The organism is Amycolatopsis thailandensis (assembly GCF_042723255.1).
GTDB classification, from domain to species: Bacteria; Actinomycetota; Actinomycetes; order Mycobacteriales; family Pseudonocardiaceae; genus Amycolatopsis; species Amycolatopsis thailandensis.
Genome location: NZ_JBHXJK010000083.1, coordinates 22,622 through 38,565 on the forward strand (window position 1 = coordinate 22,622; position 15,944 = coordinate 38,565).

Annotated in this window: 15 protein-coding genes; 1 reads left to right on the plus strand and 14 read right to left on the minus strand. The window is 68.3% G+C overall.

Features of this window, described 5'->3' with window-relative positions; all coding sequences use genetic code 11:
- Positions 1 to 2 precede the first annotated feature (2 nt).
- The 14 genes from ACFWMR_RS28320 to ACFWMR_RS28385 form a co-directional block, all read right to left on the minus strand.
- Complete coding sequence (locus ACFWMR_RS28320) at positions 3 to 551, minus strand: dTDP-4-dehydrorhamnose 3,5-epimerase family protein (protein WP_093937248.1); 549 nt, start codon at positions 549 to 551, stop codon at positions 3 to 5.
- Complete coding sequence (locus tag ACFWMR_RS28325; protein WP_378380562.1) at positions 548 to 1,735, minus strand: polysaccharide pyruvyl transferase family protein; 1,188 nt, start codon at positions 1,733 to 1,735, stop codon at positions 548 to 550. The genes ACFWMR_RS28320 and ACFWMR_RS28325 overlap by 4 nt, the downstream gene beginning before the upstream one ends.
- A complete protein-coding gene (locus tag ACFWMR_RS28330; RefSeq protein WP_093937250.1) occupies positions 1,732 to 2,682 on the minus strand; it encodes a glycosyltransferase family 2 protein in 951 nt (316 codons plus the stop codon). The genes ACFWMR_RS28325 and ACFWMR_RS28330 overlap by 4 nt, the downstream gene beginning before the upstream one ends.
- Positions 2,679 to 3,953, minus strand: coding sequence for a hypothetical protein (locus ACFWMR_RS28335; protein WP_093937251.1), 1,275 nt, complete (start codon positions 3,951 to 3,953; stop codon positions 2,679 to 2,681). The genes ACFWMR_RS28330 and ACFWMR_RS28335 overlap by 4 nt, the downstream gene beginning before the upstream one ends.
- Positions 3,954 to 3,955: 2 nt before the next feature.
- The gene (locus tag ACFWMR_RS28340; RefSeq protein ID WP_378380563.1) at positions 3,956 to 5,230 is read right to left on the minus strand and encodes a DUF4910 domain-containing protein; all 1,275 of its coding nucleotides are present in this window, start codon (positions 5,228 to 5,230) and stop codon (positions 3,956 to 3,958) included.
- Positions 5,230 to 6,252, minus strand: a complete 1,023-nt coding sequence (locus tag ACFWMR_RS28345) for an NAD-dependent epimerase/dehydratase family protein (protein WP_378274824.1) — start codon at positions 6,250 to 6,252, stop codon at positions 5,230 to 5,232. Before ACFWMR_RS28345 ends, ACFWMR_RS28340 begins: the two co-directional genes overlap by 1 nt.
- 5 nt (positions 6,253 to 6,257) lie before the next feature.
- Positions 6,258 to 6,911, minus strand: coding sequence for a PIG-L deacetylase family protein (locus ACFWMR_RS28350; protein ID WP_093937264.1), 654 nt, complete (start codon positions 6,909 to 6,911; stop codon positions 6,258 to 6,260).
- Entirely contained in the window at positions 6,908 to 7,705 is a 798-nt protein-coding gene (locus ACFWMR_RS28355; RefSeq protein ID WP_093937254.1) for a sugar phosphate nucleotidyltransferase, read from the minus strand. Before ACFWMR_RS28355 ends, ACFWMR_RS28350 begins: the two co-directional genes overlap by 4 nt.
- The gene (locus tag ACFWMR_RS28360) at positions 7,702 to 8,937 is read right to left on the minus strand and encodes a class I SAM-dependent methyltransferase (RefSeq protein WP_093937255.1); all 1,236 of its coding nucleotides are present in this window, start codon (positions 8,935 to 8,937) and stop codon (positions 7,702 to 7,704) included. The genes ACFWMR_RS28355 and ACFWMR_RS28360 overlap by 4 nt, the downstream gene beginning before the upstream one ends.
- A gap of 258 nt (positions 8,938 to 9,195) precedes the next feature.
- Positions 9,196 to 11,121, minus strand: a complete 1,926-nt coding sequence (locus tag ACFWMR_RS28365) for a S8 family serine peptidase (protein ID WP_378380564.1) — start codon at positions 11,119 to 11,121, stop codon at positions 9,196 to 9,198.
- 139 nt (positions 11,122 to 11,260) lie between these two features.
- Entirely contained in the window at positions 11,261 to 11,737 is a 477-nt protein-coding gene (locus tag ACFWMR_RS28370; RefSeq protein WP_378380565.1) for an acyl-CoA thioesterase, read from the minus strand.
- 48 nt (positions 11,738 to 11,785) lie between these two features.
- Complete coding sequence (locus ACFWMR_RS28375; protein WP_378380566.1) at positions 11,786 to 12,973, minus strand: BtrH N-terminal domain-containing protein; 1,188 nt, start codon at positions 12,971 to 12,973, stop codon at positions 11,786 to 11,788.
- Positions 12,974 to 13,015: 42 nt separating this feature from the next.
- Positions 13,016 to 13,888, minus strand: coding sequence for an LLM class F420-dependent oxidoreductase (locus tag ACFWMR_RS28380; protein WP_378380567.1), 873 nt, complete (start codon positions 13,886 to 13,888; stop codon positions 13,016 to 13,018).
- 39 nt (positions 13,889 to 13,927) lie between these two features.
- Positions 13,928 to 14,896 carry a YncE family protein gene (locus ACFWMR_RS28385; protein ID WP_093937260.1) on the minus strand — a complete coding sequence of 323 codons (969 nt, stop codon included), beginning with the start codon at positions 14,894 to 14,896 and terminating at the stop codon, positions 13,928 to 13,930.
- A gap of 134 nt (positions 14,897 to 15,030) precedes the next feature.
- Here ACFWMR_RS28385 and htpX point away from each other — a divergent pair, with 134 nt between their 5' ends.
- Positions 15,031 to 15,900, plus strand: coding sequence for a zinc metalloprotease HtpX (htpX, locus tag ACFWMR_RS28390; protein WP_378380568.1), 870 nt, complete (start codon positions 15,031 to 15,033; stop codon positions 15,898 to 15,900).
- Positions 15,901 to 15,944 lie beyond the last annotated feature (44 nt).

Sequence of the window (15,944 nt, forward strand, 5' to 3'; positions counted from 1 at the left end):
TCTCACCTCGTGTTCTGTAAGACAGCGGAAAGCGGGAGCGCGGACCGGTCCCGCTCCGACATCAGCGCCACCGGGAGCGGCCAGGGGATCGCCAGATCCGGGTCGTCGTGGGCGATCGCGACGTCCTCGGCCGGGTCGTGCTCGCGGTCGATCCGGTAGGAGACGTCGGCGATCTCGGTGAGCGCCTGGAACCCGTGCGCGCAACCCGCCGGGATATACAGCGAGACCTGGGTCTCCCCGGAGAGCTCGAAGGTCTCCTTGCCGAGGTAGGTCGGCGAATCCGGCCGCAGGTCGACGACGACGTCGAAGACGGCGCCCCACGAGCACCGGACCAGCTTCGCCTCGCCCTTCCCGGAACGGAGATGCATCCCGCGCAGCACTCCCTTGCGGGACCGGGAAACGCTGTCCTGGAGGAACCCGTTCGGATCGATCCCGGCGGACCGGGCGACGTCGGCGTCGAACGTGCGGCTGAAGAAGCCGCGTTCGTCGGCGTGCGGCGTCGGTTCGAACAGGTACGCGCCCGCGATGGCGGGCACCGGTGTCACCTTCATCGGACTCCCATCGGCAGGAAGGCGGCCGACAGCTCGGCGAACTGCTCGTCCAGTAGCCGCACCTGTTCAGCGCCTCGTTTCGCGACGATCGCGGTCAGTTCGCCCGCGCGGGATTCGAGTTCGGCGAACTGGCGGACCAGCGCGTCGAAATCGATCTCCTTGGCGGACTGGCAGAATTCCCCCAGCCCCAGTGCGGTCATGAGGACCTCGTTCTTGCGCGCGTAGCCGATGGACAACGTCGGTTTCGCCAGCTTCAGCGCGCACAGGACGTTGTGGTACCGGGTGGCGACGACGGTCTCGACGGCCGACATCGCCCGCAGCACATCGTCCAAAGTGGACGTGTCGGCGGCCGCGATCAGCGGGGACTCCAGTTCCCGCATGATCTCGTCGACGACCTGGCGGTCCGCCTGGTCGCCGATGAACAACCGCACCGGACGTCCGTCGGCGACCAGGCCGGCGACGAACCGGGTGATGTTGTCCACATAGGACTCGTAGATGTCGCCGGCGCGGGCGCGATCCTCGTTTCCGCCGTGGTAGGCCATCACCCCGACCCCGACCGAACGGGGCAGCACCGGTTCCGACGGCGCGTGGAGGGCGAACGCGAGATCGGGGTAGACGCGGTCGTTCGTGACGTCCACCCCCATCGCGCGCATCGCTTCCCGTGACGGCTCGTCCCGGTACGACCGGAACGACGCCAGCCGCCCGGCCCAGCCGATGACCGAGCGGGTGACCCGGTGCGAGCTCACGTTGGCGCCGACACTCACCAGCGCCACCTTGGTGCCGACCAGCCTGCCGGACGCCGAAAGCAGCAGCAGGGCGTACGGGAAACCCCACGGGCGCAGGGGAAGGGTGGATTCGAGGACACCCATCCCCGGCACGATCACCACGTCCTGGCGCCGGGCCCACGCCGCCGTGCGGACGACGTCGACGAACTTGCCGAAACCCTTCATGGCGATGGAAAGCGGACCTGAGGCCGTGCGGTACTCACCTTGGTACCAGTTCAACGCGGTCGTTTCGAGTCCGTAGCGCGACGCGACGATTTCCGGACCGCCGCACATCACGCTGATGGCGGCGTCCGGATGTTCCGTGCGCAAGAACCCGAGGACCGCCTCGAAGGAACCGTCGTTGCCGAGGTTCCCCGATCCGAGGAGTCCGAACAGCCCGATCCTCGCGGGCGGGATCAAGGGACTCGTCCCTCCTGGCCGGCGACGACCGAGACGACGGAGACCTCACGCGGGCCGGTTTCCGCCTCGGCCTGGACCGGCATCCGTCCCATGGCCGGGTTCCCGGCCCGGTTCAGCGCCCACTGCCGCAGGTAGCGGAAGCATTCGCGCTTCTCCGCGCCGGAGATCGGCGCGTTGCGGATCGCGTTGACGTAGCCCAGGACGTACTCGCCGAGCAGCCGGATCATCGGGTGGCGCAGTTTGTCGGCCCGCTTCGGGTCGAGGTTGGTCGCGCGCCTGCGCACGGTCGGGTGCTCGTGTTCGGAGCGGCCGGGGTGGTCGCGCCGGAAGTACAGCCAGTCGGGCACCTGGTGGAACGGGCCGTGCAGGGCCAGCTCCGAGATGATCGTGCGGTCCGCGTGGTGGTAGCTGTCCAGCGGCGCGACGCGGCGCAGCACCTCGGTGCGGATGACCGCGCCGTCGTCGTCCCCGCCGGGCGCGAACAGCGTGCTGCGGAAGCGTTCCGCGGCGTGCGGCGAAACCGTGTTGAGCGGGTACTCCAGCGCCTGCGTGACGACGCCCTTCTCGTCGATCATCGCCGTCCACGAGTGCGAGAGGACGAACTCCGGGTGCTCGTCGAGCGCTTCGATACAGCGTTCCAGCAGGTCGCGCGCGTAGAGGTCGTCGTCGGAGGCCCATTTGAACAGCTCGCCGCGGGCGACGTCGACACAGTAGTTGTGGTTGGGCGCGCAGCCGATGTTCACCGGCTGGCGCACATAGCGGACGCGGGAATCCAGCTTCGCGTAGTCGCGGCTGATCTCTTCGGTGCGGTCGGTGGACGCGTTGTCCGAGATGATCAGCTCGAAGTCCGCGAAGCTTTGGCCGAGGAGTGCGTCCAGCGATTCGGCGAGGTAGTCCTCGCCGTTGTAGACCGGGAGCCCGATGCTCAGCCGAGGAGCGGTGCTCATGACGTCCTCATTTCTTCCTTCTCCGAAGTCTGGTGTTCTCTGAGGGCGATGTGCAGCTGCAGCCACCACACCGCTGACCCGCTGGTGATCGCCAACGCGACCCCCCAGGCGGATCCGGACGCCCCGGCCAAGAAGGCGCCAATGAGCCCGAAACCGACATAGCCGGCCGAGTTGATCAGCTGGGCGCGAAGGCTCCTTTTCGCAGCGCCGAGCGCACGCAGTCCGGCGGCCGCCCCGGTGTTGAATCCCGCCGCGGCGATACCGATGGTCACCGGGAGGATCAGTTCCGAAGCGGGATCCCAGACGTCACCGAGGACGAACCGGCCGGCGTCGTGGGGTACCAGAAGCAAGGCGAGGCCCCAGAGCAGGGCCGCCGCCGCCTGGCCGGCGCCGAGAACGGCGCAGAACTTCCGGAAGCGGTGCGGGGCCCTTTGGAGCACCCGTGCGCTTTCGGCGACCGTGACCAGGGAAAGTCCCATCAAGAGGGCGAAGAACGGCCCGAGGAGCAGCTCGGCGCCGCGGACCGCGCCGACGCTCGCGATCCCGGCGATCGCGCCGAGACCGTACATCCGCAGTTGCGACGAGCCGCTGTTGCTGACGTTTTCGATCACGTAGCGGGTGCCGAGGTCGCGGTGCGCCTTGATCCATTCGAGCGTGCCGCGCGGATCCGGCCGGACCCCGGACTGCAGGCAGCCGAAGCCCGCCGCGACCGCCCCGGAAAGGCCCCACGCCAGGATGAACGCGACGACGGTGTCGGACGTGTGGTGCGCGATGAACAACGCCGGGATCAGCGCGATCCCCCAGACGACGTCGTTGAGGAACGCCTTCTTCCCGTGCCCGGCGGCGAAGAAGGTGAACCGCCACGCGTCCTGCAGCAGCAGCGTGGGGATGACGAAGCCGAGCGCGACGAACGCCCCGCCGGTGGAGTCGCCCACGATGAGCCCGGCGGCCACGCTGATCATCCCGGCCACGACACCCGCGGTGAGCGCCGTCCCGGTCGCCCGCGCGGTCGCGGCGCGCCAGGATTCGGTGGACACCCCGGAGAACCGCACCATCAGCGGATCGGTCGTCAGCCCGCGCGAGAGGTTGAGCACCACGCCGTAGCTGACCCAGGCGAGGCTGAACATGCCGAACGCGAACGTGCCGAGCGAGCGGGCGACGTAGAGACCGACCACGAAGTTGGTGATGCTGGAGACGGCCTGGTCGCCGAGGCCCCAGCTGAGCCGTCCGGCCATGGCCCGGATGGCTTGGGAACGCAGAAGTGATCGCATCTTCAATCCTTGAGCAATCCGGCGTCGTGCAGCGCCTGAGCGGCCGCGACGACGGAATCGAACGGCAGCCCGGACCGCTCGGCGACGTCGAGCAGGCTGTGCTCGCCGTCCGAGAGGTTGAGCACCCAGAGCATCGCCATCTGGGCTTGTTTGGCGTCGCTTCGGCCGCCCAGCGAGTCGTACAGCCCGCGCTTGCCGAGTTGCGGCTCGCCGTAGGGACTGAGGTTGACGTAGCTGCGGTTGCGGTCGAGGACGGCGTACGTGTCCTTCAGGGTCTGAAGGGTTTCCTCCATGGCCTCGGTGGAGACGAAATCGAGGTTGTCGGCCGAGGTGTGGTACTCGGGATAGCCCGCGTATGGCGTCCTCGTCAGCGATCCGACACCCAGGTTGAAGCCAGGGGAGCAGAACTGACGCTCGTCGTAGCCGTACGGCGAGAAGTCGACGATCTCGTGCGCGCGATCGGCCAGGACGTAGGAGAGCACGCGGTCGATCTCGGCGTCGCCCCGCCGGCTTCGCTTGTACGTCAACGATCCCGGGTCACCGGCACAGGCCAGCACGATCCCCGCCTTGATCCGGCCGACGCGCTCGGTGTTGCGCGCGAGCCAGGTGATGGCGCCGATCGTGCCCGGCATGAACAGGAACCGGTACGTGTAGTGGGGCTTCACCAGCGTCTGCGCGAAAGCGGCGGCGATCGCGATCCCGGCGACGTTGTCGTTCGCCAGCGACGGGTGGCACGTGTGGCAGGAGACGATCACTTCGTCGGTGACCTCGCCCCGCACGACGTGCTCGGCGTAGGTGAGGCTCCCGTCGGCCAGCGTGGAGTCGATGCAGACCTCGTATTCGCCGTCCGGCATCGCGTCGAGGGTTTCCTGCGCCAGGCAGAAACCCCACGTCGGCGAGTAGTAGCTGGTCCGGTACGGCACCCAGGACGGCCGGTCGGGCAGGGTGTGCAGGTGGTCGCGCAGCTCGGAGAGCGGCATCTTCCGCGACACCGGGACGCTGTAGCCGACGACGTGCAGGTTCGACTCACCGAAGTCGACCACGCGGCGGCCCGAGGCGTCCTTGATGTACGCGTCGCGGATGTTCCATTCCTGCGGCACCGTCCAGTCCAGTACTCCGGTGCCGGTGGGGACCTCGTGGATCTCCAGCGGGATGTGCTCGTCGACGATCTCCAGCGTGCGGCGGACGCCGTCGCCGGTGATGCTGCGGCACAACGGGTACAAGCGCTCGACCAGCTTTCGCAGGTCGGCGCTCGTCTCGAGGTCCCGGTGCGACATCAGCGTCGCCGCAGAGTGTCGTCGAGCTCGCCCGCCGCGGTGCGGTCCTGCAACCGCGCCAGCCGGGTGAACAGGCGCTGGAAGCCGTGCTCGGTGAGGCCGTGGGTCTTGTAGGCGTCGATCAGTTCGAGCGCGCCGTCCTTGACCGACCAGTCGCAGTCGAAACCGGGGATCGCCGCGCGGAATCGGGAGAAGTCGACCCGGTAGGACCGCGGGTCCGCGCCCGCCTCGCCGGTGATCCGCAGCGTGGAGCCGGGAACGGCCTCGACGACCTCTTCGGCGATCTCGGCGACGGTCACGTTGTTGCGTTCGGTGCCGATGTTGAACGCCTTGCCGTGCACGGCTTCCTTGGGCGCCACCAGCGCCGCCGCGAAGGCCCGCGCGATGTCCTTGGCGTGCACCAGCGGCCGCCACGGCGTGCCGTCGGAGAGCACCAGCACCTCACCGGAGAGGAACGCGTGCGCGGTCAGGTTGTTGAGCACGATGTCGCCGCGCAGCCGCGGCGAGAAGCCGAACGCGGTCGCGTTGCGCATGTACACCGGGCTGAAGTCGCCGTCGGCGAGCTCCTGGACGTCGTCCTCCACCCGCACCTTCGACTCGGCGTACGGCGTCACCGGGCGCAGCGGCGCGTCCTCGTCGACCAGGCCGTCGCCGCCCGAGGCGCCGTAGACCGAGCACGTCGAGGCGTAGAGATACCGCTTGACCCCGGCGTCCTTCGCCAGCTTGGCGAGCTTCACCGAAGCGTGGTGGTTGATGTCGTAGGTCAGCTCCGGCGCCAGCGAACCGAGCGGGTCGTTGGACAGCGCGCCGAGGTGGATCACGGCGTCCACCCCGGCCACATGCTCGGCCGTGACGTCACGAAGGTCGACCTCGAAGCCTTCGGGGTCTTCGGGCTTGGGGCCCAGCACGCAGGTGTCGTAAAGACCGGAGTCGAGGCCGATCACCTCGTGGCCTTCGGCGGCCAGCACCGGGGCCATCACCGTGCCCAGGTACCCCTTGTGCCCGGTCAGCAGCACACGCATGACTTTCAGCCTTTCGCAGTGAGGTCGAGCGTCAGTTTCTTGAGGTCGAAGGCCTCGGCATAACGCTGCCCGCATTCGATGCCGCGAATGCGGGCGAGGCCGAGGAAGGCTTCCCGGTCGTACCAAGGCCGGTGCCGCTGAGAGGCGTAATGCTCCTGGAGCAGGCGGACCTTCTCCTCGGCGAGCTCCGCCGTCAGCGGGACGTACGCGGTGGGTTTGCCGAGGTCGCCGTCCCATTTGGCGATCTCGTACTCCAGCTGGAGATGGGTGCGGAACACCGTCGGCACCAGCGTCGCCAGGCCGCGGTGGTCCTGATGCGCGTCGGCCGTACGCGGGGAGAGGACGAGGTCCGGGTCCGTGCGGCGGCGCAGCTCCTCCAGCCCGTTCTTGGCCTCTTCCCAATGCGAGGGGAACCGGCCGTCGGGCAGTTTGAGCACGGTGACCTCGACGTCGGCGCCCGGGCAGAAGGCCGCGAGCGCGGCGCGCTCCTCGGTCTCCCGCTCGGTGCCGCCGCCGGACAGGACGAGCGCGTCGACCCGCACGCCGGGGTTTCCGGCGCAGAGCGTCAGCAGTGTGCCGCCCGCCCCGATGGCGATGTCGTCACAATGCGCGCCGAGCGCGACGATCCGCTCGATCCGGCCGGTGCCGAGTCCGATCACGCCGTGACCACCGGCGAGGGTTCGCGTTCCCACCGCGCCCAGGGGCGGTCTCCGTGCGCGTACGCGTCGTCCAGCTGGACGCGTTCCTTGACGGTGTCGGTCGGCTTCCAGAACCCGCGGTACGGGTACGCGAGCAGCTTGCCCCGCTTGGCGAGCTCACCGCAGCCGTCGGCCACCAGGTCGCCGCCCTCGGGGATGTGGTCGAAGACCTCCTGGCGCAGCACGAAGTACCCGCCGTTCTCCCACAGCGGCATCTCGCTGACCGGGGTCAGCGCGCCGATCCGGCCGTCCTCGTTCATCTCGACGCAGTGGAACGACGACTGCGGCGGCACGACCATCATCGACGCGCCGGCGTCGGTGGCCTCGAAGCGCTCGATCATCTCCGGGAGCGGCGCGTCGGTGAGGACGTCGGCGTAGTTGGCGAGGAACATCTCGTCGCCTTCGAGATACGGGCGCACCCGGCGCAGCCGCTCGCCGATGGCCGATTCGAGGCCGGTCTGCACGAAGGAGATCGACCAGTCCGCGATGTCGGTCGACAGCAGTTCCGCCTTGCCGTTCCGCAGGACGAAATCGTTGGAGACGGTCTCCTGGTAATTGAGGAAGAACTCCTTGATGTGGTGCGCGCCGTAACCGAGGCAGAGAATGAACTCGGTGTGGCCGAAATGCGCGTAGTATCGCATCACGTGCCAGATCAGGGGTCTGGGGCCGACCATGGCCATCGGCTTCGGCACGTCGGACGCGTCACCGTTGCGCATCCGCATGCCGTAGCCGCCGCAGAAGAGGACTACCTTCACGACTTCACCTCGACGATTTCCAGGTGCGGGATGGGGAAGACCAGTTTCCCGCCCCATTCGTCCACAAAGGACAACTGGGCGGTCAGTTCCTTCCGGAGGTTCCACGGAAGGACGAGCACGTAATCGGGCCGGTCCGCTTCGATGCGCTCCGGCGGGAGGATCGGGATCCGGGTGCCGGGGGTGAACCGGCCGTGCTTGTACGGGTTGCGGTCGACGGTGTAGCGCAGCACGTCCGGGCGGATACCGCAGTGGTTCAGCAGCGTGTTGCCCTTGCCCGGGGCGCCGTAGCCGACGACGGTCTTGCCTTCGAGCGCCGCGTCGGTGAGGAACTTGTTCAGCTCGAGCCGGACCTTGGTGACCCGCTCGGAGAACTCGGTGTAGCCGGACATTTCGTGCAGTCCGGCCGCCTTCTCGGCGTCGAGGACCTGCGTCATCCGCTCGCTCGGCTCGCCGGCGACGGCGTCCGGGCGCGCCCACAGGCGGATGGACCCGCCGTGGGTGGGCAGCAGTTCGACGTCCACAACGGACAATCCGCCGCGCGAAAGGGCCCGGCGCGCGGATTCCACCGTGTAGTACTGGAAGTGCTCGTGATAGATCGTGTCGTACTGGTTCTCCTGGATCAGCGTCAGCAGGTGCTGGACCTCGATGCTGACCCAGCCGTCATCGGCGACCAGGGCGCGGAGCCCGTGCGTGAAACCGATGATGTCCGGAATGTGTGCGTAAACGTTGTTCGCCACGACGAGATCGGCGGGACCGTGCTCCTCGCGGACGTCGCGCCCGCTTTCGGGGCCCAGGAAGGCGGTCTTCGTCGGCACCCCGGCGTCACGCGCGGCTTGCCCCACGTTCACCGAAGGTTCCACGCCGAGACAGCGGATCTGCTGCGCGACAACGTGTTTGAGCAGATAGCCGTCGTTGCTGGCGACCTCGACGACGAACGAGGACTCGTCGAGCCCGAGTCGTTCGACGGCGCCGTCCACGAACGTTTTGGCGTGGTCGACCCAAGAGGCGGAATACGACGAGAAATACGCGTATTCGGTGAAAGTCTCTTCCGGGGTGATCAGCGGCGGGATCTGGGCGAGCCAGCATTCGGTGCAGACTTGCAGGTGCAGAGGATAGGTCGGCTCCGGTTCCGCCAGCCCGGCCGCGGTCAGGAATCGTTCGCACGGCGGCGTCGCCCCGAGGTCGACGACGCTGGCGAGATGGGCCGATCCGCAGAGTCGGCAGGTGGTCATCGAGAGGCTCCTTGGCTCGCGTCACGTATCCCAGACGTCGGCACCCCGGGTCGCCTCGTTACATGCCTTTCGGAGGTCTCACGCTTCCGTCTCACAACCGAAACCTGACGTCTCGGCCATCGGCGCAGATGTCTCCGCCATCCGGGCGCGGGCAATGTCGGAATCCCCGTGACCGAGGGTGATCCGCATTCGCGGAACCCGGCCGGATCGCGTTTAGCCCGCTAAACGCGATCCGGCCGCGTGGCGCCCCTCACATCGTCAAGAAACCACCAGGGCGTAGTCCGCGTCGGTCGCCGACGTTTCCGGATGTCCGTCGGCGTTGACCTGCGTCGCCACGACCTCCACCGTCCAAGTCCCGGCGGCGGGCTTTTCGAGGATGACGTTCTCCACCGTGTCGACGGTGTTCGGCGAGCCGCCCGCGGTCGAGAAGTTGCCCGCGTTCAGCCCGTTGTTGCCGTAGTAGACGGTCCCGTTCGGAGCGGTCACCTTCAGTGTCAGGTCGTTGACCCTGGCGACCGACGCGCTCGGCGAACCGGCCGGATCGGTGTAGGCCAGCGTCGCCTTGAACTGCTTGGTCCCGTTCACCGCGACCGTGTACTTCTTGGACTGCCCGGTGCCCAGCAGGTCGGTCTCGTTGACCAGCACCGGCAGCTTCCACCCGTTTGCCTTGGCCTGTTCGTGCAGGTAGCGCACGTTCGCGGTGCCCCAGCCCTGATGCGTGCGGGTCATGTCGTGCGAGGTGCCGCTGAACGCGAACTGGTCGGCCCCGTTGACCAGCAGCGCCTTCGCGGTCGCGGCGTGCGGGCGGCTCGTGAAGACGTCACGCCCCTTGCCGGGACCGCCGTCGAACACGCCGTCGGCCCACATCTGGAACAGCAGACCGGCGTTGCCGCACGTGATCGGGGTCGCGCCACTCGTGCCGCCGAAGGACGTCGTGTACGAGGTGTCACTGCCGGACGACGTGGTGTCGATCTTGTCGTAGTAGTTCGACAGCTCCGGTTTGATCCGGCCGTCGGCGGCCGGGCCGATGCTGGCGCCGCGGTTCCACTTGTCGTCGGTGCGGTTCAGCGTGTTGTAGTGGTACTGCCCGCCGACCGAGAGCACGTTCTTCGACCAGGCCTGCGGCCGCGACTGCTGGGTCCCCGCGTTGCTCTGCGACTGGCAGATCAGCAGGTCGAGGTCGAAGACGATCTTGTCGAGCTCGGCCGAGACGGAGTTGTACGCCGTCGTCAGCCCGCCGCCCCAGCTGTTGCTCTGGAAGACCGCGCGGTACTTGCCGTTCGCGTCGACCAGTTCCTTGGTGTGCGCGTAGCGGTCCGGTTTGTTGTAGGTCGCGAAGATGCCCTGGCCCTCGGGCAGCAGGCCGCGCTGCGGCGAGCTCACCCCGGAAGCGAAGATCTGCCCGTAGGTCGAGGTGCCGTGACTGGTGTCGGTCGAGTTCGAGCCGTGGAGCACGGTCGGCCGCGCCTTGAACTCCTGGTGCGTGGCGCGCAGGCCGCCGTCCATCACCTCGCCGCGCACGCCCTGGCCGCGATAGCCGCCGGCGCTCTCGATGTAGTTCGCGCCCCCGCTCTCCCTGGCGTTGGCCATGTCGGTCCCGGGCGCGGTGATCGCGCCGACCGCGAGCACCTCGGCGCCCTGGGCCACGGTCGTGACCTGGCCGGAGCCGAGGGTGGCGACGATGTGCTGACCGCTCTGCGAAATCGCCTCGATGCCGCCGCCGAGCCGCAGGATCCGCTCGGCCACCGCGCGCTGGTCCCGCGCGTCCGGCTCGATCAGCGTCACCAGATAGCTGCCCGTCCCGGCCACCGAGATTTCCGTCTTGTCGTCCGGGCGGTATTCGCCGAGCCAGCGGACGAAATTCAATTTCGCGATCGATTCGCGGTTTTCCGGCGCGAGGCGGACCACATAGGCGAAATCGGGAATGTAGGTGCCGATTCGCACGCCGAGCGCGCGCAATCGCCCGCGCTGCGCGTCGGTCAGCGTGCCCCGGACCTGGAGCAGGTACGAGCCCTTCCAGTCCTGGCTCGCGGCGGTCCGCTGGGTGAGCGGATCGAAGGTTCTGCTGGCCAGGCGGATGAACTGAGGGTCTTCGGGGGTGGGAGCGGCGGCGGCCACCCCGCTGGTCAGGAGTAGCGCGCCGACCAAGGGCGCGAGAAAGCGGACAGACTTCGGCCGTGGCATGAAATACCTCCGGGGAGCTCAGCAGGGGAAGAGAGCTCTCACGAAGGTACCGGCCGAAAAGTGTGATGATCAGCCGCTGAACGGCCCAGCGGTTTTCCGGTGATGCGGGAAATGGAGCATAAACGGTTAAAAACTCGGTTCAGGAGATTTCGTCGACCGTCCCGGTGAACCGGGTCAGCCGCTCGCGTTCCTCTTCGTCGAGGCGTCGCGTGCAGCCGTCGGGCAAGGTGCACGCGACCCAGATGGTGCGGCAGCGCGCGTAGACGGCCTTTTCGTCGCGCAGCCTGCTGTTCACCACGACGTCGCAGGTCCCGATCCGCCCGACCACGGTTTCCACCTCGACGGGATTGTCGCGAAAGGTCAGCCTGCGCAGGTAGCTGACGTTGTGCTTCGCGATCAGGTAGGCCGGTCCCTTGGTGCGGAAGACGTGCTCACGCCGCGGGTCGAGCATCGCGACCTGGGCTTCCTGGAAGTAGTCCAGCAGCCGCACGTTCCCGACGTGACCGAGATAGTCCAGGTCGGTGACACGCAGGCGATGACGGTAGAGGTGGATCTCGGAAGCGGGACTCGCACTGGTCGTCCCCAGCGGATGGGCGTGCACGAAGTGGATCTTCAACGATCACGCGGTGTTCCGGCCGCGCGGCGCAACGGACACCGGCCCGGTTCACTCCATCAGGGTTTCGGAGAGCTCCCGGATCGCGGCCGTCTCGGCGACGTGGATGTCCCGGATCATCGTGCCCATCGAGGCGAACAGGCCGCGGGCCTCGACGTCGGTGAACGGCGTTTCGTCGTCGTAGTGCGCGCGCAGTTTCCACATCTCCGCCCCGGCCTCCGCGGCCGCGTCCTGCCCCGCGTCACCCTCGCGGACGCCCGCCGAAACCGCGCTGACCAGCCCGCGCACCCAGCCGAACTCCGCGGCCGAGGGCGGAACGGCGGCCTCGGCCAGTTCGGCCCAGCGTTCGGCGATCCCACGCCACGTCGAGGCCTGCTCGGCCAGCTCCGGGACGTCGAGCAGGGCGGAGGCCTCGGTGAGCGCGTCGGCGAACAGCCCGCGCAGGTGCCCGCCCTCCATCCCTGCCGGGGTGACGTTCTCCCAGACGTTGAACAGCGCCCCGACGAGCCCGCGCCGTTCGGCGAACGCGCGCGGCCAGCCCTTCGGGTCACGTTCGTCGGTCATCGCCTTCGCCCAGCGTCCCCAGGCGGGCAGCGAGAACGACTTCGACGGCGCGGAGAGGTTCCGCGCGCAGTCCGTCAGCCCGGCGCGCACGGCCGACTTCCAGTCCGGGACCTCACCGGGCGTGATCGTCGCGAGCAGGTTCTTGTACGAGCCGACCCGGCCGCGGGCGGCGTCGAACGTCTTCCGGTCGACCGTCAGGGGCGCGAGGTTCCGGTCGTCGACGAGCACGCGGCCGTCCTCTTCGCCGTACGCGACGACGAAGTGGCCACCACCGCCGGACATCTCCGGCGGCAGGTGCCAGTAGCCGAGGGACTCGCGGTCGGGCAGGACGAGCACCGGCCGCCCCGCTTCGAGGTCGGTGGTGAGCCGTTTCGCGGCGGCGCGTTTGCCGCCGGTGGTGTGGATGTCGGCGCCGAGCCCGAGTCGGTCCACTGTGGACTTCAGCCATTCCCGCGGATACTGCCAGCGCGCGCGGAAACCGAACACGATCGTCGACGTCGACTCGTGCGCGAAGTCCCACAGGATGTAGCCCGCCCCGATGCCGCCGGACACGGCGAACACCAGCGCCTCACTCGGCGCCTTCCCGTCCGGTCCTTCGACACCGTGGTGCGCCAGTACGGCGGCCACGGCCGAGGTGTCCGGTTGCAGTCCGCCGCGCAATACGTACTCGCTCACCCCGCCATCATGCCCGCGGACGGCGAGGTGGGCGAGCGTCCGTCAGAGCTTTTCCGCGACCGGGATGACTTTCTCGCCGATCTTCTCGACGAGGTCGAGATCGGGGAGCCCTGGAATGGACCCGATCGCGACATCGACACCGAGTTCGGCGAGCTTGCCGAGCGCGTCGTTCAGTTCGCCGGTCTTCTCGCCCTTCGGCCCGATGTCGAAGGTGTGATAGACGGTCTTGGTGATCTCGGCGTAGTCGCGGCCCTCGTTCTCGCAGTGCTGCTTGAGCACGTCGAGTTTGCGTTCGAGGTCCGGGCCGTTGAAGAGATTGCACATGTCGCCGTATTTCGCGACGAACCGCAGCGTCTTCTTTTCACCGCTGCCCCCGATCATGATCGGCGGATGCGGCTTCGACAGCGCCTGCGGCACGTTCATCAGCCTTTCGGCCTGATAGTGCTTGCCCTGGAAGGGGCCGTCGTCGTCACTCCACATCTGCCTGATGTAGCGCAGCGTTTCTTCCAGCCGCTCGAAGCGCTCGGCGGTGGACGGGAACGGGAAGCCGAGCCCGCGCGATTCCTCTTCGTTCCAGCCCGCGCCGATACCGAGAATGGCGCGGCCGCCGGAAAGGACGTCGAGCGTCGTGACGGCCTTCGCCAGCAGGCCGGGCTCGCGATAGTGGACACCGGTGACGACGGTGAGCAGTTTCGCGCGTTCGGTGTGCGCGGCGAGGAAACCGAGCGCCGTGTAGGCCTCGATCATGTCGTTCTCGGGCGGGCCGACGACCGAGATCTGGAAGAAGTGGTCCATCAGGGCGACGGAGTCGAAGCCTGCTTCGTCGGCCTTCCTGGCGACGGCCGCCAGATCGGCGCCCAGCGCGCTCGCACCCTTCGGCCACGTGAGGTCCGGGATCTGCAAACCGAGTTTCATGCCATCGACGGTATACCCGGAGTTACTCCACGTGAGAACTCAGAAATCCCTGATCAAGGAAACCCTTCCGCGCAAGGGATCCGTCACGTACACCGTTCTGGTGCGCTGGTCGATCGCGACCGCGCCGGGGTTCACGCCGAGTGACAGGTCGCCGGTGAGCAGGCTCGTGACACCGTCGATCCTGGCGACCCCGTTGGGACCTCCGTTGGCGTAGACGGTGTTCGACCCTTCGTGGACCGCGACCGCCGACGATTCCGACCGCAGCAGCACGGTCGCCTTTTCCCTGCGAGCGCCTCCGTCCACAACGGACAGATGATGGATCGCCGAATTCGCGACGAACACCGTCCCGGACGGACGGTGCACGGCGACCCCGGTCGGTGACCGGCCGACCGGGATACCGGCGGCGAACTTCCCGGCGCCGATGTCGTAGACCTCCAGCGAGTCCGTGTCCGGGCTGGTGCAGTACGCCAGCTTGCGCCCGCTGTCGACGGCCGTCGACGCCAGCGATCGCGTGGGGCCGGGGAGCAGGTTCAGCAGGCGGCAGCCGACGCCGTCGACGACGGCGAGTGTCCCGGTGAGATCGCTGACCGCGTAGGCGCGGTTCGCCTGCTCGTCGACGTCGACATCGGACGCGCCCGGACCGGCGGGCACCACGCTGACGACCTCGTTGACCAGCCCGTCGATGACGAGGACGGTCCCGCCGGGCGGGTTGGTGACGTAGACCCGGTTGGTCACGGTGTCCACGGCCAGCCCGGCGGGCTCACCGCCGACCGGGATCACGTCACCGACCGTGCCGCTCCGCGAGTCGATGACGACGACCGTGCCGGTGGCGGGATCCGAGACGTACGCGAAGCCGGTGACGGAATTCACCGCGACCGCCTCCGGGGCGCCCCCGACCTCGACGACGAGCACCTTCTCGGCTCTGGCCGCCGGCGCGAAGGCGACCGCGGAAGCACCGGCCGCGGCCAGCGTGAGCAGGGCTCGGCGGCTCAGTTCGGGTCCTCGCACGGGCGCCTCCCCATGATCGTTCCGGGGTTCGACGATAACTCGTGATCCGGGCAGGCGAAGGAACTTCGCGTCCCCCGATCGCGTTGTTTCCGATGAGTAACCCCCAACCCGGAGAAAGAAAGGAGCAGGCCGCCGTGCACAAACACCAGAACGGGCTGAAGACCGTCGTCCTGCTCGGCGTGCTGTCCGCGCTCATCGTCGGGATCAGCGGGTTCTTCGGGCGGGGCGCGCTGGTCATCGGCCTGGTGGTGGCGCTCGGCGTCAACGCGTACGCCTATTTCAACTCCGACAAGCTGGCGCTGCGGGTCATGCGCGCCCGGCCGGTCTCCGAGGCCGAGCAGCCGGCGATGTACCGGATCGTGCGCGAACTGGCGACAACGGCGCGTCAGCCGATGCCGAGGCTCTACATCAGCCCCACGCAGGCCCCGAACGCCTTCGCCACCGGCCGCAGCCCCCGGCACGCGGCGGTGTGCTGCACCACCGGCATCCTCGACCTGCTCGACGAGCGCGAGCTGCGGGCGGTGCTCGGGCACGAACTGTCCCATGTCTACAACCGCGACATCCTCATCTCGTGCGTCGCGGGCGCGCTGGCGAGCGTGATCAGCGTGATCGCCAACATCGCGATGTTCGCGAGCGTCTTCGGCGGCAACGACCGCGAGGACGGCGACAGCCCGCTGGTCGCGCTGCTCCTGGTGCTGATCGGGCCGATCGCGGCCGCCGTCGTGAAGCTCGGGGTGAGCCGGTCGCGGGAGTACCAGGCGGACGCGTCGGGCGCGGAACTCACCGGCGACCCGCTCGGCCTGGCGTCGGCGCTGCGGAAGCTCGACCAGGGGACGCGCGCGGCCCCACTCGTCCCGGAGCCGAAGCTGGTCTCGCAGTCGCACCTGATGATCGCGAACCCGTTCCGTCCGGGCGAAGGCCTCACCAAGCTCTTCTCGACCCACCCGCCCATGGCCGAACGCATCCGGCGCCTGGAAGAAATGGCCCGCCACCCCCGCATTTAGTCCTCTGGATGCGGTCCTTGCGCGCGCAAGGACCGCATCCAGAG

Excerpts from the sequence above, each read along its gene's own strand:
- ACFWMR_RS28345 (WP_378274824.1), bottom strand. The coding sequence starts at position 6,252 with ATGCGTGTGCTGCTGACCGGGCACAAGGGGTACCTGGGCACGGTGATG.
- ACFWMR_RS28380 (WP_378380567.1), bottom strand. The coding sequence starts at position 13,888 with ATGAAACTCGGTTTGCAGATCCCGGACCTCACGTGGCCGAAGGGTGCG.
- ACFWMR_RS28330 (WP_093937250.1), bottom strand. The coding sequence starts at position 2,682 with ATGAGCACCGCTCCTCGGCTGAGCATCGGGCTCCCGGTCTACAACGGC.
- ACFWMR_RS28365 (WP_378380564.1), bottom strand. The coding sequence starts at position 11,121 with ATGCCACGGCCGAAGTCTGTCCGCTTTCTCGCGCCCTTGGTCGGCGCG.
- ACFWMR_RS28320 (WP_093937248.1), bottom strand. The coding sequence starts at position 551 with ATGAAGGTGACACCGGTGCCCGCCATCGCGGGCGCGTACCTGTTCGAA.
- ACFWMR_RS28360 (WP_093937255.1), bottom strand. The coding sequence starts at position 8,937 with ATGACCACCTGCCGACTCTGCGGATCGGCCCATCTCGCCAGCGTCGTC.
- ACFWMR_RS28335 (WP_093937251.1), bottom strand. The coding sequence starts at position 3,953 with ATGCGATCACTTCTGCGTTCCCAAGCCATCCGGGCCATGGCCGGACGG.
- ACFWMR_RS28340 (WP_378380563.1), bottom strand. The coding sequence starts at position 5,230 with ATGTCGCACCGGGACCTCGAGACGAGCGCCGACCTGCGAAAGCTGGTC.